Annotated in this window: 25 protein-coding genes and 1 riboswitch; all 25 genes read right to left on the bottom strand. The window is 59.4% G+C overall.

The genetic code is table 11. The annotated features are described in order from the left end of the window. Positions 1–50 precede the first annotated feature (50 nt). Positions 51–1,169, bottom strand: a complete 1,119-nt coding sequence (locus A7E78_RS06305; RefSeq protein WP_072283439.1) for an ABC transporter substrate-binding protein — start codon at positions 1,167–1,169, stop codon at positions 51–53. Positions 1,170–1,333: 164 nt separating this feature from the next. After that, entirely contained in the window at positions 1,334–2,068 is a 735-nt protein-coding gene (locus A7E78_RS06300; RefSeq protein ID WP_072283438.1) for a TorF family putative porin, read from the bottom strand. Between the two features lie 512 nt (positions 2,069–2,580). Continuing rightward, the gene (gene cobK / locus A7E78_RS06295) at positions 2,581–3,363 is read right to left on the bottom strand and encodes a precorrin-6A reductase (protein WP_072283437.1); all 783 of its coding nucleotides are present in this window, start codon (positions 3,361–3,363) and stop codon (positions 2,581–2,583) included. Further along, a complete protein-coding gene (gene cobJ, locus A7E78_RS06290; RefSeq protein WP_072283436.1) occupies positions 3,360–4,076 on the bottom strand; it encodes a precorrin-3B C(17)-methyltransferase in 717 nt (238 codons plus the stop codon). The genes cobK and cobJ overlap by 4 nt, the downstream gene beginning before the upstream one ends. After that, positions 4,016–4,846 (bottom strand): cobalt-precorrin 5A hydrolase, encoded by an 831-nt coding sequence (locus tag A7E78_RS06285; protein WP_072283435.1) that lies wholly within the window; start codon positions 4,844–4,846, stop codon positions 4,016–4,018. Before A7E78_RS06285 ends, cobJ begins: the two co-directional genes overlap by 61 nt. Next, positions 4,843–5,601: a precorrin-4 C(11)-methyltransferase gene (cobM, locus tag A7E78_RS06280; protein WP_072283434.1), complete on the bottom strand. Its 759-nt coding sequence runs from the start codon at positions 5,599–5,601 to the stop codon at positions 4,843–4,845. The genes A7E78_RS06285 and cobM overlap by 4 nt, the downstream gene beginning before the upstream one ends. Positions 5,602–5,625: 24 nt before the next feature. Beyond that, entirely contained in the window at positions 5,626–6,270 is a 645-nt protein-coding gene (gene cbiE / locus A7E78_RS06275) for a precorrin-6y C5,15-methyltransferase (decarboxylating) subunit CbiE (RefSeq protein ID WP_072283433.1), read from the bottom strand. Further along, a complete protein-coding gene (gene cbiD, locus A7E78_RS06270; protein ID WP_083552782.1) occupies positions 6,261–7,313 on the bottom strand; it encodes a cobalt-precorrin-5B (C(1))-methyltransferase CbiD in 1,053 nt (350 codons plus the stop codon). The genes cbiE and cbiD overlap by 10 nt, the downstream gene beginning before the upstream one ends. A gap of 2 nt (positions 7,314–7,315) precedes the next feature. Next, positions 7,316–8,086, bottom strand: a complete 771-nt coding sequence (gene cobI / locus A7E78_RS06265; protein WP_072283431.1) for a precorrin-2 C(20)-methyltransferase — start codon at positions 8,084–8,086, stop codon at positions 7,316–7,318. 96 nt (positions 8,087–8,182) lie between these two features. Continuing rightward, on the bottom strand, positions 8,183–9,388 hold the full coding sequence (locus A7E78_RS06260) for a nucleoside recognition protein (protein WP_235606810.1): 1,206 nt from the start codon (positions 9,386–9,388) through the stop codon (positions 8,183–8,185). A gap of 11 nt (positions 9,389–9,399) precedes the next feature. Next, entirely contained in the window at positions 9,400–10,161 is a 762-nt protein-coding gene (locus A7E78_RS06255) for a sirohydrochlorin cobaltochelatase (RefSeq protein ID WP_072285063.1), read from the bottom strand. A gap of 185 nt (positions 10,162–10,346) precedes the next feature. Then, entirely contained in the window at positions 10,347–11,762 is a 1,416-nt protein-coding gene (gene cbpB, locus A7E78_RS06250; RefSeq protein ID WP_201258044.1) for a peptide-modifying radical SAM enzyme CbpB, read from the bottom strand. A gap of 116 nt (positions 11,763–11,878) precedes the next feature. Then, a complete protein-coding gene (gene cbpA, locus A7E78_RS06245; RefSeq protein ID WP_072283430.1) occupies positions 11,879–11,980 on the bottom strand; it encodes a modified peptide precursor CbpA in 102 nt (33 codons plus the stop codon). A 113-nt stretch (positions 11,981–12,093) separates the two neighbouring features. Further along, complete coding sequence (locus A7E78_RS06240; RefSeq protein ID WP_072283429.1) at positions 12,094–12,759, bottom strand: precorrin-8X methylmutase; 666 nt, start codon at positions 12,757–12,759, stop codon at positions 12,094–12,096. Next, positions 12,756–14,141 (bottom strand): cobyrinate a,c-diamide synthase, encoded by a 1,386-nt coding sequence (locus A7E78_RS06235; RefSeq protein WP_072283428.1) that lies wholly within the window; start codon positions 14,139–14,141, stop codon positions 12,756–12,758. Before A7E78_RS06235 ends, A7E78_RS06240 begins: the two co-directional genes overlap by 4 nt. A gap of 2 nt (positions 14,142–14,143) precedes the next feature. Continuing rightward, a complete protein-coding gene (locus tag A7E78_RS06230) occupies positions 14,144–14,674 on the bottom strand; it encodes a cob(I)yrinic acid a,c-diamide adenosyltransferase (RefSeq protein WP_072283427.1) in 531 nt (176 codons plus the stop codon). Between the two features lie 152 nt (positions 14,675–14,826). After that, the gene (cbiB, locus tag A7E78_RS06225) at positions 14,827–15,786 is read right to left on the bottom strand and encodes an adenosylcobinamide-phosphate synthase CbiB (RefSeq protein WP_072283426.1); all 960 of its coding nucleotides are present in this window, start codon (positions 15,784–15,786) and stop codon (positions 14,827–14,829) included. Then, positions 15,783–18,377: a cobyric acid synthase gene (locus A7E78_RS06220; protein ID WP_072283425.1), complete on the bottom strand. Its 2,595-nt coding sequence runs from the start codon at positions 18,375–18,377 to the stop codon at positions 15,783–15,785. Before A7E78_RS06220 ends, cbiB begins: the two co-directional genes overlap by 4 nt. A 94-nt stretch (positions 18,378–18,471) precedes the next feature. Continuing rightward, on the bottom strand, positions 18,472–19,203 hold the full coding sequence (gene cobS / locus A7E78_RS06215; RefSeq protein ID WP_072283424.1) for an adenosylcobinamide-GDP ribazoletransferase: 732 nt from the start codon (positions 19,201–19,203) through the stop codon (positions 18,472–18,474). Beyond that, positions 19,200–20,270, bottom strand: coding sequence for a nicotinate-nucleotide--dimethylbenzimidazole phosphoribosyltransferase (gene cobT, locus A7E78_RS06210; protein ID WP_072283423.1), 1,071 nt, complete (start codon positions 20,268–20,270; stop codon positions 19,200–19,202). The genes cobS and cobT overlap by 4 nt, the downstream gene beginning before the upstream one ends. Next, a complete protein-coding gene (gene cobU / locus A7E78_RS06205) occupies positions 20,267–20,818 on the bottom strand; it encodes a bifunctional adenosylcobinamide kinase/adenosylcobinamide-phosphate guanylyltransferase (RefSeq protein WP_072283422.1) in 552 nt (183 codons plus the stop codon). The genes cobT and cobU overlap by 4 nt, the downstream gene beginning before the upstream one ends. Next, positions 20,815–21,438, bottom strand: coding sequence for a histidine phosphatase family protein (locus A7E78_RS06200; RefSeq protein ID WP_072283421.1), 624 nt, complete (start codon positions 21,436–21,438; stop codon positions 20,815–20,817). Before A7E78_RS06200 ends, cobU begins: the two co-directional genes overlap by 4 nt. Further along, positions 21,435–22,634, bottom strand: coding sequence for a uroporphyrinogen-III C-methyltransferase (gene cobA, locus A7E78_RS06195; protein ID WP_072283420.1), 1,200 nt, complete (start codon positions 22,632–22,634; stop codon positions 21,435–21,437). The genes A7E78_RS06200 and cobA overlap by 4 nt, the downstream gene beginning before the upstream one ends. Before the next feature lie 125 nt (positions 22,635–22,759). Then, a riboswitch (cobalamin riboswitch) is annotated at positions 22,760–22,942 on the bottom strand. Positions 22,943–23,151: 209 nt separating this feature from the next. Continuing rightward, on the bottom strand, positions 23,152–23,799 hold the full coding sequence (locus A7E78_RS06190) for a response regulator transcription factor (protein ID WP_072283419.1): 648 nt from the start codon (positions 23,797–23,799) through the stop codon (positions 23,152–23,154). Positions 23,800–23,825: 26 nt separating this feature from the next. Beyond that, a complete protein-coding gene (locus A7E78_RS06185) occupies positions 23,826–25,481 on the bottom strand; it encodes a PocR ligand-binding domain-containing protein (protein ID WP_072283418.1) in 1,656 nt (551 codons plus the stop codon). Between the last annotated feature and the right edge of the window lie 20 nt (positions 25,482–25,501).

Raw genomic sequence — 25,501 nt, 5'->3', positions numbered from 1 at the left:
GTTAACATGTTGGAGATGACTGTGATGACCTACAACATCCCCAGCAGTGCTTACTTACGCAACTGCTTTGCTGTTTCCCACATTTCGTTGAAGGCCTGTTCAGTCTCATCGCTGAGAACCTGCCACAGCGCTACGGTTTTGAAGTAGGCTTCGTCGCCTACGTGGAACATGGCTTTTTCCTCGGCGTTGAGGATGTCGCCGGTGTCGGCCATAACCGGGGAGACTCCCTGAGATCTCACCACATCGGCCTGACGCTCCGGCTCAAGCATGAAATTGATCCACTCTTCGGCAAGGATTTTGGTCACGCCCTCGGCGCCTGCGCCGACATACCAGGCATCGATCCAGGCTGTTCCGCCCTCGGCGGGAGTGGCCAGTCGCCAGTTGCCGCCCTTGAGATTAGCCTGCTGGGCGGCGAAACCCCAGGTGGTGGCCAGGGACAATTCGGGGAATTCATCCGGATTGGCGCCGCCGTCCCACAGACTTTTGGCGTTTTTAGCCAGGGTGTTGAGTTTTTTCTGTACCATGGCGCGGTCGAGTTTGTTGATGTCGAAGATGTCTTCATAGCCGTAGCCCAGGGCCAGGGCGGAGATCCAGACATTCACCTTGGGGAAGTTGTTGTTGACGGTGTACTGGTTGGCGTACAGCGGAGACCACAGCAGGTTCCAGCTGCTGGGTTCGGTCGAGACCTTGTCAAGGTTGTAGGCTAGACCGTAGGGACCGCAGTTATAAGGTACGCCGTAGCGCACGCCGTTGTAGAAAGGCGTCTGATCGTCGCTGAATACCGGCATCATTTTCTCCAGATTGGGGATGTTCTGCACATCCACTGGCTGCAGGTATTGCTGGCCTTCCTGGAAAGAGAAGAAACGGGGAATCTTAGGCAGTTCGATAGGCGGCGAAATCAGGTCCGCCGTATTGTTTTTCACCCCTTGAAAGAATTCGTCTTGATCGGTGGGATTATAGATTTGCACATCGACATCGACGTTGTATTTGTCTTTAACCAGTTTCTGGAAGTCTTTGACATAGGGCTTGGCATAGCCGCCCCAGCAGGTGATGCGTAAGGTTTCCTTCTGGTGTTCTTCCTTTTTTATGCAAGCCGGGGTCAGCAACAGGGCGCCGACGGCCACGATGGCAGCGGTAGCTGAAATGGCTCCCCACAAGGTCTTCTTCATGACGTTCCTCCTGACGTGTGTCGGTTTCAGGAAAGCAGTGATAGGTTTTGTACGCGAATAATCCCCTGCTGCAGGGCATGGGGAGATCGGGGTGAGAAGCCCATGTCCGGCTTCTCACCCGTCGTTTTAAGTGGGCAATTGCGCCCCGGTTCTGCTCCGTTTTCTTAGAAAGTGAAGGTCAGGTTCAACGCGCCCGCTGTTTCGGTGTCAATGGCGTCTTTGGCGGAGCTGCTGATTCCCGAAGATAAGATAAAGATCGGGCTGAGAGTCAATTGATCGGTCAAGGCGTAATCGAGGCTGGCGCTCAGCTCATAGTTATGCCAGCCGGCGTAGTCACCAACGGAAGAATCGCAGTGCTGGTTGTAGGAGACCAGGGCGCCGAGGTTAAGAGCGGTTTTCTCCGCGATGTCGAAGCTGTGACTGATGTCGAAGCTGTAGAACATGCCGTCTTCTTCAGCGGCGTCCCAGTCCCAGGATACTTTGAAATTGGGGGAAAGCAGGGTGTTAAGAGTGGCGGTGGCAAACAGTTCGTTGGTGTCTTCGGCGCCGCCCATGTCGAGGGAGTAGAAGATGTCGCCAACGCTGATGGAAACCATTTCGCCCAGGTCAAAGGCATAGGTCAGGATGATGTCGGTCTCGTTCAATTCCCCGGCACGGAAGTCTTCTCCACTGGACAGTTGCCAGTTGTGCCAGGTGCTAAGGGTAAAGCCGCCTGCAGAGAGATCAATACCGGCCTGAATGGTGGGTCGGCTGTTACTTATGTTAAAGCCGCGCCACATGTACTTGTCCCAGATACCTGCGTAGGTATCTCCTTCGACTTGGATCGCCGCTCCAGCGGTACCGATGAAACCGGCAGCCAGCATAAAGACGGAGATCAGTAATACACTCCACTTTTTCATAATGATGAACCTCCATAGGGGGATGAAAAAAAGGACGGTGAATCTTCCGGGCCATCCGGAGAGAAACCGTCCCGGTAAAAGACATACGACCCCCGGTCAGCGGGAAACTGCCGGGAAGATAATGCCGAAAAAAACAGGTAGTTGAACGGGTCGTGGGAGGATAAATGACCAGGGTGGGTCGCCCCTGAAAAAACGGGATGCCGGACGGTGAGAGAGATTATCGCCCAAAACTTTTTCGCCATGATTGCCATTGATCGGTTCATTGCGTGCCTTTTCTCACCCTGGGAAGAAAAAAGTTTTGTTTATGAACTGCGAGGTGTTCGTGAACTTCAACGTTCCAGACTCAAACGGAACTTTATGAAATGTCCAAAAAACGGTTCCTTTGCTATCCATGAGCTAAGGTAACTCATAAGGGAAGGCGGGAATATCCCTCAACGGGGGGGAACTTAACTCCCCTATCGGGGGGATACGGGGTAGAGATAAAGTCTAAGTATTTGAAAATAAAGAAATGATCAGTCGGTGGCAGTCTGGGGTGGAACGATGGAGGCCAGGGTGGCAAGCAGTTCCGGAAGATGGTTGAATCGCGGATACGGGTTGGAGACGGCAGGGCGTTGCACGACGATAATGATACAATGTTCTAGACGTGCCGCCTGCAGTTTGGCCGGAACCCCTCCGGCTTCGCCGCTGTCCTTGGTGACCAGAACACCGATGTCATGCCGGCGTATATGCCGGCGGTTGCACTCGACGGAAAACGGCCCCTTGCCGAAGATTACTTCTTCGGTTGACAACCCGGCTTGCAGCACGGCGATTCGGGATTCTTCATGGGGGAGGACCCTGGCCCGTAGACGGATGCCGGTTTGGCGGGCCCGGGTTGTATAGGGTAATAAATGCCTGGAACCGGTGGTTAGCAGTACCGGCCGGCCGTCGGCAAAGGCAAGCTCCGCTGCCTTTTCGTGATCCTCGGCCGCAATCACGGGGAAACCGTTGAAATCGGTACCGGGTCTTTCCCAGCGCAGATAAGGGAGACTCAACGCAGCCGCGGCCTTCTGTGCTTCTTGCCGGGCGCGGGAGGCATAGGGATGGGCCGCGTCGATCAGCACCCCGACATGTCGGCGGCGCATCAGGTCCGCCATGGCCATCCCATCGAGACGGCCATGGCGGCGTTCCAGTCGCGAATGTTCCGGCAGGGCCAGGGGTGCGTCCGTCGCCGTTGAGACCAGGACCCGGTATCCGGCTTGCAGAAGGGCCCGGGTCATTGGTGCCGTTTCGCTGGTGCCGCCGAGGAGCATGATCATAAGCGGTAACCCCTCGGCGTAATCAGCCGGCCGTTCAGGCACAGGGACGTACTGTTGCCGATGATGACCGTGCTGCGCATGCCGACCTCGGCCCCGGGCAGTCGATCGAGGGTCGTCAGGGTGATCTGCTCATCTGTTTCTCCGATGGCGGTGACGATACCGACCGGTGTACTGTCATCGCGGTGCTGCCGCATGATGGCCACGGCTTCTTCAAGCTGGCGAATGCGTTTTTTGCTGCGCGGGTTGTACAGGGCCACTACCAGGTCGGCGGCGGCCAGCGCCTCCAGCCGGGTGCAGATGGACTCCCAGGGCACCAGCAGGTCGCTGAGGCTGATGCAGGCGTAATCGAGCATCAGCGGGGCTCCCAGGCGCGCGGCGGCCGTGTTGGCCGCGGAGATGCCAGGCACGATTTCGATGGCCACGTCAAACCCTTCGGCAGCAGCCATTTCAAGTGCCAGCCCCGCCATGCCGTACACGCCGGGATCGCCAGAAGACACCAGGGCGACCACGGCGCCTTCGGTCGCCCGTTGCAACGCCGCGCGGCACCGCTCGGTCTCCTGCATCATTCCCGAGGCGATACGGTCCTTGCCGGCGGTCAGATCGGCGATATGTTCCAGGTACAGATGGTAACCGGCGACGACCTGACAGTCCGCTATGGCCTGCTCGGCCCGGCGGGTTCGATCGAGGCGGTTGCCGGGTCCGATGCCGACCACGAACAGTTTTCCCGGGCGATCGCCACGGTGACACTCTTGATGATGGTTTTCGGTAGTATTAATCGGGTCCTCCTTCCCGCCAACAGGGCGGCGGGCTCGGCTACGGCCGGCAAAGCGACCTTGTCCTGAACAAAAGCGGATATGTTGAAATTGCGGCTGCTGGCGCGGATTTCGGCGCCGGAAATCAGTCGCAGGGGTATGTCGAGACGCTCGGCTGTCTCCAACAGCCCGGCTTCGTCGGCCTTGAGATCGGCCGAAGCGAGATAGCGCACTTCGCCGGGGTTGTGGCCGACCAGGGCCAGTCCTTCCGTAACGGCGGCTACGATGGTGTCGGCCGGAGTGCCACGCCGACAGCCGACTCCGACGATGAGGTTTTTGGCGGCTTCCGAAGTGGTCGTGATGACCGGTTCGGCCTCCAGCAGATTGGCGATATGCAGAGTCAGGTCATTGGCGCCCCCCTCGTGGCCGCACAGCAGGCTGATCGCCCAACGGCCGAGGACATCGACGACCACCACCGCCGGATCCCGGAGTTTGTGCTCGATGAGCGGGGCGATGGCTCGTACCGCCACTCCGCTCGGCATGATGTAGACGATGCCCCGGCAGCGGCTGAACAGTTCCCGGGTGAGGGGAACTACCCCGGAAAAGGCAGCGGCATCAGGCGATCGGCCGACGCATTCATGTGCATGGATTTCGGCACCGGGCAGGTGAGGAGCCAGTTTACGGGCTATGGCCAGCCCCTCGGCTGACAGGGAAACCAGGGCGACGCTCATGATGTTTTGGCCCGGCGGTATTCGTGGGAAAATCCGGCGTCGTAGAGTTTGGAAACCGGTATGTCCCGCGACAGGGCCCAGCCCACCACGATCATAGCGGTTTTGGTGATCCCCGCGCTATCCGCCTGCGCGCCGATATCGTCCAGAGTGCCCCGTAGGATAAGTTGATCAGGCCAGGAGGCATGATAGACCACGGCGACGGGGCATCCGCTGCCGTAATGGCCGGACAGGGTGGAGGCGACTTCGCCTATTTTATGCGCCGAGAGAAAGATGCACAGGGTGGCGTTGCTTTTGGCCAGTTTCAACAGATCCTGATCTTCCGGCATCGGCGTGCGACCCGCCGTGCGGGTCAGAATGATGGTTTGGGATATCTCCGGTGCCGTCAGTTCCGTGCACAGGGCGGCGGCCGCCGCCTGGAAAGAACTGACGCCGGGTATGACTTCGTAAGAAATGTCGAGCCGGTCAAGCTCGTTCATCTGCTCGCGGATGGCGCCATAGATAGACGGGTCCCCGGAGTGCAGCCGCACCACGTTCAGGTCACGCTGTCGGGCGCTTTCGAATAGCACCGTGATTTCATCCAGGCTCATGACGGCGGAATCGTAGCGTTCGGCCCCTGCCGGCAGGTGGTCGAGCACCGCGGGGTTGACCAGCGAGCCGGCATAGATGCAGATAGAGCAGGAGTTCAGCAGGCGTTTTGCCTTGAGCGTAACGAGTTCCGGATCGCCGGGGCCGGCGCCGATGAAGTAGACTTTCATATATTATCTCCTTGCGGGAAATGGCTAAATATCCCAGACCGCCGGGTGCAATAACAGCACCACCGTTCTGGGGCTTGCTTCCATCCTTGCCAATATGTCGGCTGTTACTTTGGTAACGGTTTCGCCCGGCAGGGTCAGTTCTTCGCAGACCAGTATCCAGCGCGGGGCGAGGCGTTTAGCTAAGTCGGCGATCCAGCGCAGGGCAGATTGTGATCCTGCCAGCACGGCGATTTTATCCACGGCTTCGAGGTCGTCGTGATCGACCTCCGGAAGGGTCCCGTGGGCGCTGAGGATCCGGGCGTCCATCCAGTCGAGGCCGGCAGCGGCGAAAGCGGCCTGCACAGAACTGATGCCGGGAATGATGCGGCACAGGGCGCGACCAAAATGACGTACCACCGGCCGGGCCAGGCTGTGCATGCCGGGGTCGCCGGTGACCAACACCACCATGGGCAGCTGGCCCAGGCGGGTTTCCATGGTTTGCAGGACCGCGGCGATATCCGCGCCTACGGCCAACCGCTCGGCTTGGGCTTCCGGAAAGAGTTCCAGCAGCCGGTTGGCGGCGACCAACAGGCCGGCATGTTCCACGGCATGCCGGGCCGCGTCCGTCAGGTAGGCCGGACCACCGGGGCCGCAGCCGACGATGGTGATCGGTTTGTCCGTTATTGCCATGGTGTCAAATCTCCGCTGGAGCCAAGGAGATCCCCGGCGAGGTTGATGAGTACGGCCGAGACCGGCACGCTGTAGTTAAGGCGGCGGCTGATGGCGACCTGAACTGCTTCGGCCAGCGCATCCCCGAGGTATTTCTGTTGCTCCGGGGTTAAATCGGCAAAGACTCCTTCCACCGTAGTCGCTTCAGCAACCGTGCAGTTAAGGACCTGGGCGGCCAGTGTCCTGACCGAGGGCACCGGGCTGGCAGATCGGCTCGAATGGGTGTCCCAGTGACCCAGGGGGAGCTTGGCCAGTTTACCGGGATGTCCCAGCACCAGCAGGGCTGCAGGCGTCTTACGCAAGACCAGGTCGATCATGAACCCCCATTCGTTGCCGGCCTCAACGAGCTGCTCGTCAGTTAATCGGAAATGCCTGCGTGCCGCCCTTTCGCCGATATGCCCGGGCACCAGCACGGGGTGACGGTTCCCCGAGGCCAGGGTTACGTTATAGGCGCACTCCATGGTTTTGCGAACCGCTTCGAGACTGAAGGGCCGCACTCTGCCGGTGGTGCCAAGGACCGAGATGCCGCCTTCAATTCCCAGACGGGGATTGAAGGTACGGGCCGCGAGTTCCTTTCCGGCCGGGATGACCACGGTGATGCGCAGGCCGAGATCGGTTACTTCCCGCACTGCGGCCTTGATCATGGCACGGGGGCCGGGATTGATGGCCGGTTCTCCGGGGGGCAGTGCCAGTCCCGGTTTGGTAATAATACCGACCCCTTCTCCGGCATGAAACTGGATGTCGCCGTCCACCCAGGCGATGCGGGTGATGACCAGGGCTCCGTCGGTGACATCGGGATCGTCACCGGCCTGCTTGCATACGGCTGCTTCCGCGCCGTCAGGCAGGGCCCGGACATAGGACAGAGGCAGCGATTCCCGTGTGCCGTCCGGCAGGGGAATGGTTATCGCATCGTGCATCGTCCCTTCGGACAGCAAACAGGCAGCGGCTTTGGCCGCCGCTGCCGCACAGGCGCCGGTGGTGAATCCGCTCTGCAGGCCGCCCATGCTCAGACGGCCTTTCTCGCCCCGGAAGTTTGCTCCCAGGAGCGGCGTCCAAGGCGAACAATAACCGTCGACATGTAGCCGTGGGTTTCATCGGCAAGGGCTTTGCGGAAATCATGGAAAATAGCTTCCCTGCCGTCCTGTTCTACATAACTGGCCAGTCGGGCCTGATCGAGCAGATTGCGGGTTTCAAGTAAGGCGCCCAATTGACGCAGGCGCGGTCCGACTTTGTAGAGGACCAGGGTTTCGCAACGGTCCAGAGCGCGGCTCACCTCGTCCATGTCGGTGGCGGGCATGATGCAGAGACGGTCCTCCTGCAGGGTCAGTGGTTCGCCTAGGATCGAGGCCGTGGCCTGAAATGCGCTGATACCGGGAGTGACATGAATGCATTCGGCCGGGAGCAGCTCGACAAGACTTTCGATGAGATAGGAACTGGTGCTGTAAATCATCGGATCGCCGATAGTGACCTGGACGACCGACAGCCCGGCGCTGGTCCGTGCAGCGACCTCTGCGGCTACCTCCGCCCAGCAGGCCCGCGTCTTCGCCGAATCGCGCTTCATGGGATAGACGTGTTCCATGACTTCCTGATCGGCAATCAAATCGCGGATGGTGACCAGGGCCAGGCTTTCTCCGGCGAGTTCCGACCGGGGAACGATCACCGTATCGGCGGATTCGATCAGGCCGGCGGCCCGCAAAGTAATCAGGTCTGGGGACCCGGGGCCGACGCCGACGGCATAGAAATGGCCGGGTTGGCATTTTTTTGTTTTGATAGTCATATGGATAATTCCTCGTAGGGGCTAATCATGGATTCGTCCCCGGTAAATGGACAGAGCAACTAATGTCCCGGTGCGGGTCGATCATAAAGATCGCCCTTACCAAACCAGTACCATTACCCAGGTACACAGCAGTACGAACAGGACCCGCAAGGCCTGCGCACTGAAAGCCATCACCGTGCCCGGGCGGGCGCCCAGAGTGGCTAGGTAGGTGGGCAAGGCGTGGCGCAGGGTGCGGATCGGCGCGGTGATCACCGAACCGAGCAGGATTGTAGTGACGGCCTGCTTGGTGGTGAGATTGCCGGCGTCGATGAAGTTGGCCGCGGCGATGGCTCCGTTGTACATGTTCACCGCCTGAGCGGGGATGATGGCCACCGATTGGGGTGGTAAAAATGATGGTTTGAACAGCCCCGGAAGCCAGGCGGCCAGAAAATCGAATGCCTGGAACTGTTCGAGCAATGCCATGACCACGAAGGTCGGGACCACATACAGCAGCAGGCGCCGCAGGGTGCGCTGCGAGCGCTTCCAGACCTTTCGCCAGAATTCCCGGCTGGCAAAGGCCGGTCGACCCGACCTGACACCCTCGATGACCGCTGTCTGTGCCGGAACGTTGAAGTCGGTTCGGTTCTCACTCCAGCGTCGGCTTAGCCAGCTGGAGACGATCAACACCAGTATGATTTCCAGGGCGATAGCGGCGAACCGGACCCCGAACAGAGCGCCGGTGGCCATCCAACCGAAGGCGAATCCCAAGGGGACGATGAAGGTCGGCAGGTGGGCAAACAGCGAGAGGCAGGAAACCACCAGCACCGAGGTGTAAAGATGACGGTTGTTGAGGGTGCCTTCGTCCCTGTAGGTGACCAGCATGCTGTTGGCTACCGCCCCGGACTGAAATGCCATGATGAAAGCCGGTCCGGCAGCCTTCGGCAGGCGCCCCAGGCGTATCAGCGGCCAGGCCAGCACCGACAACACGCCGATCCAGCCGGCCACCTCAAGTACCTGGCCGATGAGGATGCCGATGGTGATCATGAACGCCAGTTCAATAAGCAGTACTGTTTTACGCGGCCAGAAAGGCAGCTGACGTTTCCAACTGCGGTAGGCCGAAGGATTCTCCCTGGCTTGGTGCCGTGCTCTCTCAAGAGCGCGGCCCCGAGCGCCTTCAGCCTGCACCTTTTCGGGCCGGAGGGCCGTCTCAGTCTGGGAAGCGGCGGCCATGGCCGGGGGCGTCAAGCCCACAAAGCCAAGGGTCCCCAAGGACAGCAAGGAGATCAAGGCAAGTAAAATCGGAAAGTAACGTATCGATGTCACTGCTTTTCTCCCTACAGTGTGGCCATGGCGGTATCGAGGTGCCGGAAAAAGATTGCGAGAATCGCCGGGTTGTACCCCAAGGGTGCGGCGCAACTGGCCATTTGGACGCCGACCAGGTTCTTCCATGAATCGGACTCGTCCCCCAATACATCGTTTTCAATATGGTCGCCGGCTACCAGCATCAGTGGCACGAAATGTACAGCCTTGGCTTTTATTGCCTGCTGCCGAGCGATGTCGAGCTGGGCCAGACCGGGTTCACCCTCAACGCTGCAGGTAAAGGCGTCGGTGAAATGTGCTTCGACGGCGGCGGCGAAATCGAGCAGGGCCCGGTTGTATTGCGGGTATTTGGCGTTACCGTGGGTTACGAAAACCGTGGGGCTGTCAGCGGCGATATCTCTCCGGACAGCATCGACGGTATCACGTATATCCTCGGGGGAGGCCATCAGTGGTTGTCCATAGGCGACCTGTAACGCACCCGTCGGCACCTTGGCGATTTCCGCGTCTTTTTGTCCCGGCACGATCATCAGCGATTGCAGCACCGCCTGTTTGTATCCCTCTGCCTGCAGCAGGGCAAGAGTCTCCGGCAAGTTGTGTATCACCACTCCGCGCAGGCGGAGGCGATTGATAACGGTCTGGGAAGTGAAGGCCCAAAAGATGTCGTGTTGCGGATAGCGCTCTCGCGCTGCCTGTTCGATGACCTCGAATACTTCCCGACCCCTGTTTGAAGTGGTGCCGAAAGCCACCAGCACGATGGCGGGAGGTTTTTGACTCATGGATTTATCCTTTTGTGCTGTAACTCCGGGTTCTCCGGTTGTGCAGCCGAACAGAGTACAGAGAAGCAGCATCCATGGGGTTATTTTGAATCGATTGAACATGGCTTATCTCTCCGTGGATTCAGGCCAAAATCCCGATTTCACAACCTGCGGGAAGGCTTCCCGCAGGTTGTCCGAACTCCTACTCACAGAGACGTCAAATCAATGCTGGTGGTGGTATCCTCATCCCATGCTTCCCACAGGTAGCTATCTTCTTTACCGTCGGCGAGGAGGCGCAGGGCATAGCGCACCTGTTCTTCGTACAGCTCGCAGAAGGCGCCGGGCACGTTCTGGCCGCCGTTCATCTCATGAGCTTCTGCCGGACAGGGTGAACCGCAGAAGTGGCGCACCGCGCAGCTTTTGCAGGGATCGATGTTTTCCACTACCCGTTCGGTAACGGCACGGAAGGCTTCGGTCTGCAGGACGGCGTCGATGTCGTCGGTGAACAGGTTGCCGCCTTTGAAGCGTTCGACACCGACGAATTCGCTGCAGGGGAACAGGTCGCCATTAGCGGACAGGGCGAAGAAGCAGCGGCCGCCGCCGCAGGGGGAGATATCGCACATCAGGCGGCGGGCCGCGGGAGCGACGACGCCGACCAGAATGTTGGCGAAGTTGGCTACCACCAGCTTGCGGCCGGTCTTTTTGTAGAGTTCGTAGGTGCGGTCGAGAGCTTTGAAGTAATGTTCGGCCATTTCATGGTCGAGGGGCTTGATGTCGCGGGCTCCCTGGCGGGTACAGCGCACCTGGTTGAGCATACAGATGGGCACTTCCTGTTCGTGGAAGAAGTCGACCATCTCCACCAGCTTGTCCATGTTTTCGCGGGTCACGGTGCAGATGACGTTGTAGAAGGGGTAACCCTTGAGCTTGTTCATGGCACTTACCACATGGTTGAAGACGCTTTCGCCTTCCCAGGTTTTGCGGGTGCGGGTGCAGATTTCTTCGATGTGGCTGTCGAGGGACAGACCGATGCCGATGTTGCGCTCAGTGAGAAAAGCGATGGCTTCGTCGTCCAGCAGGGTACCGTTGGTCTGTACGCCGAAGCTGAAATCGTCCAGGTAAGCGTCGATACCGGCAAAAACGGCTTCGCGGGCCATCATCGGTTCCGCACCGTGGAAAATGATCTGGGGTTTGAGGCCCTCGGGCACGGTAGTCTTAAAATATTCCTTGAGGAGGCCCAGGGCTTTGATTAATTCTTCCGGGGTCATGGTCTTACCGTCGGTACGCATCTCTTCGGGGATGTAGCAGTAGGAACAGTTGAGGTTGCAGCGGTCGGTGGGGTTGAAATAGACCGCCGACGGTTTCAGACCGAAACGCAGGGCATTGATCTCATCCAAAAACTCGTCGCGACGGCCAAGGAACTGCTGCATGAAGCTGCTTTCGTTACTCAGGGCCTCGCCCAACTTGTCCTTCTGAATCAGAGACCAGAAAGCAGCATCGGGGTCGAGCAGGGCGATGTAATCGGGGTGGTCGATGTTGACCGGGACCAGACTCGGACCGTTACCGGTGTTGAAGTGGATGCCCCGCGAGGAAGCCTTGTTTTCGAAAGTTTTCGTCTCGTTCATGAAGTTTCTCCCAAGGATCGATATGGTTATCAGTTTTAGCGCTCATAAGAGCGGTTGCTAACTGGGTTAAGTATTTAGGGTGCGGAGCGCCCGAAGGCGCCCCGCGGTTTAGTACTCTACTTGGTCTTTTTGTCCATCAGAATGTAATGGGAAAGACCGGTACCGTTCGCCACGCAGGATTTGCGGTAGGCGATGACTTCCTTGCGCTGCTGCTTCATTCAATCACCTCCTTTCATGTTGGATGGGTGGAACAAGGTGATACCTTTCCGCATGCTGCGGGCAGTTGAATTTTCCTTAAAACCGGAAGTTAACATCCCGCGAATCTCAGCACTTACTCCGTCACAGCAAGTCCGCACAGTGCATGGATTACGCTGACCGCCAGCGGTGAGCCGCCTCGCCGTCCCTCGAGGGTGATGTAGGGTACGCCCATGCCCATCAGTTCCTGTTTGCTCTCCACCACGTGGACGAAGCCGACGGGCATGCCGATCACCAGAGCCGGGCGCAGCCCGGTTTCCTGAATCAGGCGGTTGAGTTCCAGCAGGGCGACGGGAGCGTTGCCGAATACCGCGATGCCGCCCTGCAATTTATCCGCGGCCTTGCGCACGGCGAACAGGGAACGGGGCAGCGAAGTTTGCCGAGCCTCGGCGGCGACGTCGCCATCGGCCACATGGCACAGGATCGATTCCGGTCGATAGTCCGGGCAGACCCGCTGCAAGCGGGCCATGGAGAGGCCGGCGCGGATCATGTTGGAATCGGCGTAGATCGGAGCGCCCCCCCGCAGGGCGCCGCGGGCAGCCTCGATAGCGTCCGGTGAAAAGCGTACATGTTCAAGCAGGGAAAAATCGGCGGTGGTATGTACCATGCGGCGTACCACCGGCCATTGTTCGGGGGTAAAAGGGTGAGGCGGCGCTTCCCGGTCGATGGTCGCCATGGAACGCGCTTCGATCTGTTCGCCGCTTAATGGATTGGCCAGTAATTCGTGGATCAACGGTTTCATTGGTCTCCTCGGGCAAAGTCGACAAAGGCCTCGGCCGCACCGGGGCGGCTGGCAAAATGGATGTGGATGTAACTGGCGAACAGGTTGCCGTGCTGATAACCTTCCATGACCGGGGTGCCGGATCGGCGGTAGCGGACCTGCCATGCGGACCCATCGGTGCAGGTGGAAGCCGAATCGATGATTTCGGAGTAATGGAATTCGTGGCCGCGTAGACAGGTGCCTGCATCGCCGAAAGGGCCTTTCTGCAAGAGCTTGACTTCGGTGTAGCCAAGGCGTTTGCGCGTAGTCAGCATGCGGGTGGCAAAGGGCAGGGCTCCGACCATTTTATGGTGGACTCCATCGCGTAATTCGATCCCTGCGGATAGATACATGAGTCCGCCGCATTCGGCGTAAACCGGATTTCCTGCAGAGGCGAACGCCGCCACGGACCGGCGCATGTCGCGGTTGGCTTCCAGATCGGCGGCATATTCCTCGGGATAACCGCCGCCGAAGATGAGGGAATCCAGGCCATCGGGCAGCGTGCGGTCCCGCAGGGGAGAAAAACGCACCAGGGTAGCCCCGGTTTCTTCCAGCGCCTGCAGGTTGTCCGGATAGTAGAAGTGAAAGGCTTCGTCGAAGGCCAGTCCGATGCGCACCCCCTGAGTACCGGCAAGGGGTGCTGTGTCTGGGACGGAAACGGGAGTTTCCCACGGTATCCCCTTGTTCAGTTCGAGGATGCGGGCCAGATCGAGTTGCTGTTCGACGGCATCGGCGAGATTTGCCAAAGCCGAAGCGGAGAGATTCTGTCGGTCGGCGGTTACCAGGCCAAGATGGCGGCTGGGCAAAGGCGGCAGGGAATCCCGGCGGACGGCACCTAGCAACGGGGGCATGCCGGCCGCGGCAAGGGCCTCCGAAAGCCAGGAGGCATGGCGCGCCGAGCCGCAGCGGTTGGCGATCACTCCGCCCATTTGCAGCTCGGGATCAAATTCCGCATAGCCTTTTACCAAAGCCGCCAGGCTGCGGGCCATGCCGTGGGCGTTGACCACCAGCAGAACGGGAGCGTCGAGCCAGCGGGCGATTTCGGCGGTGCTGCCGACGGCGTCTGCGGGATCGGCGCCGTCGAAAAGTCCCATAACACCTTCGACGATGGCGATGTCCGCATCGGCAGAGGCGCGGGCAAACCGGTCCCGCACGTAGTCCTCGCCGCACATCCAGCCGTCCAGGTTGATGCAGGGACGGCCGCTGGCAAGGGCCAGCCAGGTGGGGTCGAGAAAGTCGGGACCGACCTTGAAGGTCTGGACTTTGAGGCCCCGGCGGCACAGAGCGGCCGTCAGACCCAGGGTCAGGGAGGTTTTGCCGACGCCGCTGGAAGTGCCGGCGATGACCAGTCTCGGACAACTCATACTCAGAACTCCACGCCTTTCTGGGCTGTTCTGCCCTGCCGCAGGCCATGCTTGACGCAGTGCATTTCGGTGACGGTGTCGGCCAGTTCAATAAGATTGGCGGTGGCATGACGGCCGGTCAGAGCCAGGCTCAGCCCCGCCGGGGCCCGGGTCAGCAGCTCGCTGACATCGGCTTCTTCCAGCAGCCCGGCGGCAATGGCGCCGCAGATTTCGTCCATCACAACCAGGTCGTAGTTGTCCGATAGGATCGCTTCCCGGGCCAAGTCCAATCCTTCTCCGGCGATCCGGCGGTGCTCGCCCAATTTCGGGTCATTGCGGCGTTTCGGTACGAAACCTAGTCCGCGCTGCACGAAGTCCACTCCGGGCAGGTTCTGTAGGGCCGCTATCTCGCCGCTGCCTTTATCGGACTTGAGAAACTGCACAACCTTGATCCGCATGCCGTGACTGCTGGCTCTGAGTACCATGCCCATGGCGGCGGTGGTTTTGCCTTTGCCGTCGCCGGTGAAGATAAGGATGCGTGGTTTGTCGTTCATTTGGTTTGTCCTTTTTTAAAAACAATAAAAATCATCTCACGCCCGCTCCTTTTCAGTCGCTCAAGCCGCAAAGTCGCAAAGAAAACCTTTTTTGAATTGTCTTTCTTTGCGGCTTTAGTGAGCGAAGCGAACGAGCGTGAGACTGGTTTTGCTTATCCCCATATCAACCAGCCCCATCCAACCCGCATCCCCAAAAACGCCACTGCCGCCAGCAGCGAAGTGAGCAGCATTAGCCGCACCGCCTGTTCGATATGCGTTGGCGCCAGGGGCTCTCCGCCATCGCCGAAGAGGGGCATGTCGCTGAGCTTCCCCTGCCGGTAGACCGGCCCGCCCAGTTGGATCCCGAGAGCCCCGGCGGTTGCCGCTTCGCTCCAGCCGGAGTTGGGACTGGCATGTTTGCGCCGATCCCGCAGGGCGATGCTCCAGCTGTTTGCGGGGTGTAGGCCGAGCAGGGCGGCGGCTACCACAGTCAGTGGCAGGGTCAGGCGCGCCGGCAGGTAGTTGAGGACGTCGTCCAGTCGCGCCGAGGCCCAGCCAAAGTGCAGGTAACGCTCGTTTTTATAGCCAAAGGTCGAATCGAGGGTGCTGGCGGCCTTGTAGACCAGGGCACCGACGGGACCGAGGAGCACCGCCCAGAAGAGGGGCGCGGTGACGCCGTCCACCGTGTTTTCGGCTACGCTTTCTACCCCGGCCCGCACGATATCGGCCCGGTTCATGGATGCTGTATCGCGGCCGACCATCCAGGCGACGCGTTCGCGGGCCAGTTCCAGGTTGTTCTGCTGGAGGGCCTTAAAGACCTGCCTTGCATGGGCGGCCAGATCGCGGCCTGCCAGGCAGGTCGACAACAGCAGGATGCTCAGGGCGTCTCCGGCCCACGGGTGCAGGCGAGAGGCCGCGATCAGCAACAAGGCCGTCGCAGCCGCCGTCGCGGAGATGACGATAATGACTGTGACGAGACCGGCCAGGCGTGGATCGGCGAACCACTTTCGCATCGGGCCTTCCAGGGCCATGGCCAGGCGTCCTATGCCCTTCACCGGGTGTGGCATTCGCCGGGGGTCTCCCCACAGCATGTCGAGGCCGATGGCGGCCAGTATCTGCAGTTCGAGGGTCATTTCAGTCCCATAAGGCGATAGATGGCCGGGATGTCCAGACTCTGCCGTACCGCATCGGCCAGTCGTTCGAAGGCCGGTTCCAGATCGTAACAGGTCTGTACCGTGTCGAGGGGCTGCAGCCCCTTGCGCTCTCGCAAGCGGTCGATAAACCAGCGGCGGTAGTCGTCGGCATCGAACAGGCCATGCAGGTAACTGCCCCACACCAAGCCGTCACCGAGGCAGGCGCCCATCCCTTGACCGTCGGTACCGATCAAAGCCGGCGCTATCTCCCCGGTAAGGCTCTGGCCGTGATGGATTTCATAGCCATGGACCTTCAGGCCCGAAATACGGTGCCGGGCTTCGGTGCGCGTGAGGGTTTTGTCCGGTTCGAGGATCGTCTCGATAGGCAGCAGGTCGAGTCCCACAAGGTCGGTACCCGGCGATTCGATGCCGTGGGGATCGCTGATGGAGCGACCGAGTATTTGATAGCCGCCGCAGATACCGACGATTTCACAACCGCCTTCGATGGCCAACTTTTCCAGAGCACGGTCGAGGCCGACGGCGCGCAAAAAGGTCAGATCGCCGATGACGTTCTTGCTCCCCGGCAGGATGATGGCATCCGGCCGCCCCAGATCCTGAATGCGGCGCACCGTTCGCAGGCGCACATCGGGTTCGATGCGCAGCGGTTCGACGTCGGTGAAATTGGAAATATGCGGCAGGTCGAGTACCGCGATATCGACGGCATTCTCAGCGGACCGTGCATCATCGAACAGTCCGTTCTTGAATCCGACGGAATCTTCCTCGGGAAGTCCCAGATCTTTCAGGTAGGGGACGACACCGAGGACGGGGCTCCCCGTGTGCTGCAGGGTGTAGTCGAGGGCACCCTTGAGTAGATCGGCCTGGCCGCGAAAGCGGTTGACGACAAATCCAGCTACCTGGTCGCGTTCGCGCTCGGACAGGACCTCCATGGAACCGACGAAGGAGGCGAAAACACCGCCGCGGTCAATGTCGCCGACCATCAGCACCGGCGCATTGGCATACAGGGCCATTTTCATGTTGACGATGTCGTGGGCCTTGAGATTGACTTCGGCGGGGCTACCGGCGCCTTCCAGTACCAAGGCGTCGTATTCCCCCGCCAGGGAATCGTAGCACTCCTTGACCCGCTCGAAGGCCTCGGCTTTGTAACGGAAATAATCCATGACTCGCATGTTGCCGACCGGTTTGCCGCACAAAACCACCTGACTGCCCGTATCGCTGCTCGGTTTGAGCAGGATCGGATTCATACGCACGTCCGGATCGATGCGGGCGGCCTGGGCCTGCACTACCTGGGCGCGCCCCATCTCGCCGCCGTCGCGGGTAACGAAGGAATTAAGAGACATGTTCTGGGCTTTGAAGGGGGCCACCCGGTAGCCGTCTTGCAGCATGATGCGGCACAGGGCCGCAGCCAGCACGCTTTTACCGGCGTTGGAACTGGTGCCCTGGAACATGAGGGCCGGGGTATGACGCCGGGTCACGATCAGTGGCGCCATGAAAAGCTCCTGGCGCAGCGCTTCCACCAGTTGCTCATTTTCCTGTTCTGTGCGAACCGCTACCCGAAAAAAGCGCTCATCGAGCCCTTGGAAATTGTCGCAGACACGGATGGCCAACCCCCGTTTAAGCAGGCGGGTGGCCAGGACACGGGCATTCATCGATCGGTGATCGCAGCGGATCAGCAGGAAATTTGCCTCGCCCGGATAGACGGTCAGGTTGGGAATCCGGTCGAGCTGCAGACGCAGGGCTTTGCGCATGGAGGCTACGGCACTGCGGGATGCTTGAATATATTCGGTGTCGCGCAGGGCCGCCTCGCCGACCTTCTGGGCAATGGTGTTGACCGACCAGGGCGGTTGCAGGGCCTTGACCTTCTGCACCGTGGAAGGGGAGGCAACGGCGAGACCGAGCCGTAGGCCGGGGATGGCAAAAATTTTAGTCAGGGACAGCATGACGACCACATTGGCGGGACGATTGACGGTGAGACTGTCGAAACCCTCTACAAAATCACCGAAGGCCTCGTCAACGACAAAAGTGGCCGCCGGGAAGCGGCGGGCCAGATGCCGCAACCGCCCGGCGTCGAAACTGGTGCCGGTGGGGTTGTTGGGTTGCCCCATAAATATCATCACCGGCCCAGCGTCAATGGTCATCAGGGCGGACTCCAAGCGGTCGAAATCGAGAGCAAAACCGTCGTCGTCGGCAAGGGTCAGGGGATGCACCGTCAGTCCGGCGATCTTGGCCGTGGTGGCATAATCGACGTAGCTCGGTATCGGAATCAATGCATGGTGCACTCCGAGGGCGGAGGGGAGCAGATAAAAAAGTTCGGTGGAGCCGTTGCCGAGAAGGACTTCATCGGCAGTAACGCCGTAGCGTTGGCAGGCGGCATCGACCAGAGCTCGACCCTCGGGATCCGGGTAGTGCACAAGGGAGCTGATGCTGCCACTGATACAAGAACGCAGCCATTCGGGGGGACCTAGAGGATTGATGTTGGCCGAAAAATCGAGCAATTCCCCGGGGCTCACCCCGGCCGCCATGGCCAGTTGTTGTAGATGCCCTCCGTGACGCCATGTACCGGATTCAGTCATGGTTTGTTTATCCTTTTTCGGTTGTTTCGCTTGCCCGAGATTCTCAGCATTCATTACAGGAGGCCTGGCGCTTAAAAGTGAGAAATGAAGCGCATCACCCCATTGCCACCGCGATCAGGGCCGGGACCAGTTCTGTCAGTTCGCAGGTTGCGCCCAGGGTGTCGCCGGTAAAGCCGCCGATCTTTTTTTTGCTGTATCCGGCCATCAACTGGATAACCGCCAGACATGCCATTGCCGCCACTAATCCCGTATAGCTCTGCAGAAGCCAGCCCGAGGCCAACAGGACAGCCGCCGCCAGCAGTGCCTGAATGCCGTCGGTGCGGAAGACCCCGGCCAGGCCGCCGGTGGTCCGTGCATAGGGGAGCGTTGTGAGGCTTACCGTCAAAGCGGTGCGCCCAGCTAAAGGCATAAGGATCAGTGTGGAGATGCGCAGGGGCTCCGGCACCGCGGCCAGGGTTACGATTTTCAGTAGCAAAAGGGAGCAGATGGCCATAACACCCATGGGACCGCTGCGGCTGTCGCGCATGATTTCCAGCATGCGATCGCGGCTGCGAGAGCTGAAAAAGCCGTCGGCCGTGTCGGCCAGTCCGTCCATGTGCAACCCCCCGGATGCCACCAGCATCGCCAGGACGCTAAAAGTGCTGACCACGGTTGTCGGCAGAAAAAGTCCCAGACCGAAATCGAACAGAGCGACTGCTCCACCGATCAAGGCCCCGACGAGGGGGAACCAGACCGGACTTCGGCTCAGCTCGCGTTCGGTCCCGTGCCAAGGGGCCGGCAGCGGTACGACGGTGAGAAAGCTGAGGGCGGCGAACAGGCTCTTCATTGGTTGACGTTTCCCTGGCTGACGGCGGCTTCTTCGAAGGTCGCCATTTCGGTGAGGATACGCTGGGCGCCTTCCACCAGATTCATGGCCAGGGCTGCCCCGGTTCCTTCGCCGAGACGGAAGTCGAGGTCCAAAAGCGGTTTTTTGCCGAGTCGCTCCAGAGCCAGACAATGTCCCTGCTCGATGCTGTGGTGGGCGGCGATCATGTAATCCGTCGAGGCCGGGGCCAGGGATTGCGCTATCAGAGCGGCGGCGGTGCTGATGAAGCCGTCGATGATGATCGCTTTTTTCTGTGCTGCTGCGCCGAGGATCATTCCGGCTAATCCGCCGATCTCAAAACCGCCGACCTTGGCCAGTATGTCGAGACCGTCGTCGGGGTCGGGGCGGTTGACCTGTAGCGCTCGTTCGATGACGGCGACCTTGTGTTTGCGGCGCTCAACATCGATGCCGGTGCCGCAACCGGTGGCTTGCTCCACGGTGGCGCCGGTCAATACTGCGACGATGGCGCTGCTCGGCGTTGTGTTGGCGATCCCCATTTCTCCGGTGCCGAAGAGGTCGGTATCGGCGGCAAAGGTTTGAGCGAGTTCGATGCCAGCCTCGATACTGCGCACTGCCTGCTCTCGGCTCATGGCTGCTCCGACAGCCATATTCGCCGTGCCGGGGGCGATGCGTCGGGAGAGGATGCGGCCGCTTTCGGCAAGGGACGAGAGATCACAGGCCGCGCCCATGTCCACCACCTGTACCCGCGCCCCTGCGACTCGCGCCAGAGCGTTGATGCCGGCGCCGCCGGCGGCAATGTTGGCCACCATCTGTCCGGTAACTTCCCGAGGGAAGGCGCTTACTCCTTCGTCCGCCACGCCGTGGTCCCCGGCCATGGTGATAATCAGCCGACGCTCCACCACCGGCTGCAGGGAGCCGGTCATGCCTGCCAGGTCCAGGGCCAGGTCGAGCAGCCGGCCGAGGGCCCAATGGGGCATGGTAAGGCGATCGAGGCGGTCCTTGGCCCTGCGGCGGGTGTCCTGATCCTGGTAACGAATACCGGCGATGGTGTCGTTGAGCAAGCTCATGGTGTGTTCTCCTGTTTAAGATGCAACGGCAGGCCGCAGGCCACCAGGGTGACCTGTCGGGCAGCGGCGGCCAGACTCTGATTGCAGCGCCCGAGAAGATCACGGAATAAACGGGCTTCGCGATTTTCCGGGACAATACCCAGGCCGACTTCGCCGGTGACGAAGATGACGGTGCCCGGATGCTGATGCGCGGCGCCGATAACGGCCCGGCAATGCTCTTCAACGTCCTCTTCGGTAAGGGGCTGACGGTTGTTTGTGGCCCGATACATGAGGTTGTTAATCCAGAGGGTCAGGCAGTCGACCAGTACGGTCGGACAATCCTCTGTTCGAGCCAGGGTGCCGGCCAGGTCGAGCGGCTCTTCTAGCGTTTGCCAATCGTGATTTTCGCGCGCCAGTCGGTGCTTGCGGACCCGTTCGGCCATCTCGGGGTCGGTCACCGGAGAGGTCGCTACATAGGTGTGGGGACCGGGTAAACTTTCGGCCAATTGTTGGGCAAAGGCGCTCTTGCCGCTGCGGGCACCGCCGGTGATCAGGATCAGGCGACTCATGACCGATCCTCCCTGAGATGGCTCAGATCATTAAGGCCTGTAAGTACCCCTTGGTCGCCGAACAGGCGCACCGCCGAAACGGAAGCCGGTTCAATTTCGAACAACAGGTAATGTTTGGCCGGCAGGCCGAGCCAATGGCAGATCAGGGCGCGTATGACGCCGCCGTGGGTGAAAATTGCAACCGGCGAAGTCTGCGACGCGGCAGTCCGGGCGATACGCTCAGCTGCTTTTTGGATGCGGTGCAAGAAATCGGCGTAGGCTTCCCCTCCGGGGAAACGAAAATCGCTCTCCAGACCTGCCCAGCTGTCGACTTCGGCGGGATAATCTCGGGATATTTCCGCAAAGGAAAGCCCCTCCCAACGTCCAAAGTCGATCTCCCGCAGATTTGCGTCCTGTTGACAGGCCAGGTCGAGCTCCGAATGTGCGAGGGTTTGTCGTACCCGCAGCATGGGGCTGCAGAAGGCTTCCCGACAGCTCTTTAAGTCCGGACGGCCTGCCAGGGCGGCAGCCTGTCGCCGGCCGATGGGACCCAGGGGGACATCGTTCCGGCCGACGAATCGGCCCTTCAGCGCGTCGCCCGTATCGCCGTGACGGATTAGAAAGACCTGTGCGCCGCTCATGCCGCGATCCCTTCCATCAGCCTGCTCAGTAGGGCAAAAGCGCTTTCCTGTTCCGTGGCACCGGCCAATTCTTCCTGTAAATTGGGATGGAACCACTGCATTTTAGGAACGGCCGAGACCACTTCGCCGATCACGATTATGCCGGGCCCTTCGTTGCCGTCCGCCTCCTGTTCCACTTTTTCAACGATACTGGCCAAGGTGCCGATAAAACATTTTTGTCGGCAGGTGGTACCATCGGTGATAAGGGCCACCGGGGTGGTGGCCGGCCGACCCTGGCATACCAGTTTTTCGGCCACCGTGGCGAGCATGCTCTTGCCCATAAGCAGGATCAGGGTATCGGGCCCTCCGGCCATGCGCTGCCACTGTTCACCGCTCAGGCCGGCGCCGTTTTTTTTGTGGATGGTGTAAACCCCGAAGGATGAACCGTATTCGCGGTCAGTGATGGGGATTCCGGCGTAGGCCGGGGCTGCGGCCACGCAACTGACGCCGGGTACGATTTCGAAGGGAATGCCGGCGGCGAACAAGGCACGGGCCTCTTCACCGCCACGGCCGAAAATTGTCGGATCGCCTCCTTTGAGGCGGGCGACCTTGCGGCCCTGGCGGGCCAGGTCGAGCATCAGCCTGGTAATGTCTTCCTGACTGTATTTGTAGTTGCCCTTGCGTTTGCCGACATCGATCTTTTCGGCGTTCGGGGCGTATCGCGTCACCAGTAAAGGATTAGCAATGGCGTCGAACAACACCACATCGGCAGCTTGCAAGCAGGCCGCTCCCTTGACGGTGAGCAGGCCCGGATCACCCGGTCCGGCCCCGATCAAGGATACTTTTCCCGGGGGGGAATCTCCCTGAGGGGATTTGGCCGGGGAGAGGGTAGCGGGTTCCGAAAATGCCGTGGCGGCGGATTGCAAGCCGGGAAGGGTGAAGTCTCCATCAGTGGGCAGGTCGCCGCGCATCACGAGAATGCCGGCATCGCGGGCCTCCCTGGTGACCTGGCTATTGATGGCAGGATCGTCGGCATCGGCAATGACTAAAAAGACGTTTTCAAGATCTTTCTGTCGGTAGGGTTGCTGCCGTAAGTCTACGCATCGCAGTTGCGCACCCTGGTTGCTCAGCCGGGGAGTAAGTGATTGAACGAGGAGACCGTTGCCGACCAGCAGACAAAGCCGCCCCCGGATGGATAGATGAATCGGCAGGTGCATGGATACCTCCCCTGAAAAGAAAAATCCCCGGAGCCAAAAGCTCCGGGGATATCGTTTTTTATCCGCCAGCTATCGATATGTACACGTGTAGGGATTGCCTGACCTTTATCCTCGAAGGCCGCGACAGCACGTACATAGGACAGGCAGGTCTTCTGGCTTCCGGATCATCCTACCAGCCACGCCTTCCCTTTTATGAAAAAAAAGTGGCATCGTGTGGCTATCGTCACCGGTTACAGCGGCGGGACCGCGACGGATTTACACCGTCTTCCCTGTTAGGTTGGTTAAACACCTGTCCTGGATCAAATTGTGAAGTAAAGAGTTGGAACCTGAGAGCGTAACAATAAAATTGTTGCGAAGCTTTCAGTTTTCGATCTCTCAACCTGTTTATATTTCTAACAGAGGCTTCAACCGAAAACAATCCCTCATCGGAGGTATTTCTCCATTGCGCAACAGCCGGCCGAAAGCATGTGGCCACGAATTATGTTCCGCTCCAGGCATGGAGCGTCTTGTCCACGACTCAGTCTATGATGTGTTTTTCCTTGGCGGCGATGACCGCTTCCAGGCGGCTTTTTGCCTCCAGCTTTTTGAAGATGTTCTTGATGTGCGTTTTGACTGTTTCGGTGCTGATGTAGAGGGAATCGCTGATTTCTTTGTTGCCTTGCCCGCGGGCAAGGCATTCGAGAATCTGTTTTTCCCGTTTGGTGACCAATTTATCCGCGTTTTCACTAGCGGAAGTATTCTCCCATTCGATGGCCAGGTCCATGAGGTAGGGCGACATGGGTTGCTCATTGCGGGCAAAAGCGCGGATGACCTCGACCAGTTCGCTGATGTCTATGCTCTTGAGGATATAGCCGTTGGCGCCAGCCTGCATGGCTTCTTCGATGTAATGCCGGTCACTGTAGGAGGAGAAGATGAGCAGTTTCATGTCGGGGTATTGCTTGCGCAGGAGGCGGATGGCGGCCATCCCTGAAAGGCCCGGCATGTCGACATCGATCAGGGCGACATCCGGTGGGTTTGTTTTGATCTTTTCCACGGCTTTGAAGCCGTCGTTGGCTTCGCCGATAAAGTCGATGTCGGCATGCTGGCTGAGACTCATGCGCAACCCAGTGCGCAACAGGGGATGATCGTCGGCTAGAAAGACTTTAAACGGTTTGTCGTGCTGCATGAATCCCCCTCTCTTATCACGGTGGTTTAGTGTCCGCGCTGGCTATTTTCGTCCGTCACGGGCAGTGCCAGACTGATGCGAAGCCCATCCTCTGTTGTTTCCGCCAAGATGTGTCCCCCGTGGTTCTCGACCACTAGTTTACAAAAATGCAGGCCCAGTCCCAGCCCCTTTTTTTCGCCGGGTTTTTTGTGGCTGCTGGTAAAAAACCTGTCGAACAGCAGGTCTAGTTCCTCCCGAGGCGGACGGTCACCGCAATTGTGAAAGGACATTTCGATGTAAGAAACCCCCTCCTGCAGTGGAGGGAAAACAACGGCTCTTTCGTCGGTCGCCATCAACTGTTTGGTTTCAATGATGATCGATCCTTCTTCAGGGCTGAACTTGATAGCGTTGTCCAGCAGGTTGGCGAACACACGCATCAGGCGGAGGCGGTCACCAAAAAATATCTGTTCCTCCTGTACATCCGATCGATAGACGATGTTGAGTTTTCGGTCCTGACAGAAATAGTAGGACTGGTTGATGACTTCCTGCAGCGCCAGGTGAATATCGAACCGGGAGCGGCGCAGCGTCAGCATGCCGTAACTTTGTCGATAGACATCCAGAAAGTCCGAGACCATACCCAGCAGGTCATGGTTGGTGCTGGCCGCCATTTGCAGGATATCCTGCTGGTCCGAGGTCAGGTCGCCCACCTGGCCGTCGAGCAGCAGCTTGATGGCCGATTTCACCGCCAGAATGGGATTGATCATGTCGTGGGTGAGCATGCCGAAGAGGTCGTTTTTCATTTTTTCCATGTTTTTCTCTTCGGACATATCGCGCATAACCGCCACATAGCCCTGCAGTTCGCCCTGCTCATTTTCTATGCGGGAAAGCGAGGCATCGACCTGGGCCAACTTCTTGTCCGACAGCAGCAGGCCTACGCTCAGCCGGTCGTGAACTTCCCGGTCGCGACGTAGCTTGTCCAACTCCTGTACGATGCTGGAGTCATCGAGAAACAGCGAGGGTAGAGACTTCCCGGTAAGATCAGCGTCGGGCTGTCCCAAGGCGGTAAGCAGGGCCTTGTTCTGCATCTCGATGTTGCCGTCGACGTCAGTCGCTATGATGTAGTCGGAAACGCTGTTGTAGAGTTGGAATAACCGTTTGCGCGAAAGGTTTTTCAGGCGCCTGTTGTTGGTTGCCAGAGTGCCGGTGGTATGAGCGATGATCTTCAGTAAGGTGGCATAGTCCTTTAGTTGCCCGTAGCCGATCCTGGGAATGCGGTACAATGCCTCCAGGTATCCGGAAATATCCCGGATACCGATGTCCATGGCGTGGTGTACGGCCAGATCCCGGTCGATTTCGTAGTCTTCAGTCCGTACCTGGCCACAAATGATGACCGCGATCAACTGACCTTCGACGATAATGGGCGCGGCGCACTCCACCAGCCCGGCGTTGAGGCAGGCGTAAATGGCATTGGCATCCGGACGCATGGCTTCGTGGGCACCGAACCGGGCACTGGCCATACACTTTTTTCGTCCTTTGGAACTGCCGCGACAGAAGTTAAGACAAAAGTCGGAAAAATTGTAGGGCCCGGCAAGGATGTTGCCCTTTGGATCGTAGATGCCGCCGCCCAGGCCGGTGGCCTTGGTATAGGCAGTCATGATCTTGTCCAGGGTGGACTGGTCGATGAGTTCAAGTAGATTGATCATGACGTTCCGGTCATTGTTTA

The sequence above is a fragment of the Syntrophotalea acetylenivorans genome, from assembly GCF_001887775.1.
GTDB classification, from domain to species: Bacteria; Desulfobacterota; Desulfuromonadia; order Desulfuromonadales; family Syntrophotaleaceae; genus Syntrophotalea_A; species Syntrophotalea_A acetylenivorans.
The sequence above is the reverse complement of the archived record's forward strand: the minus strand, read 5'-3'. Positions and strand labels throughout refer to the sequence as shown.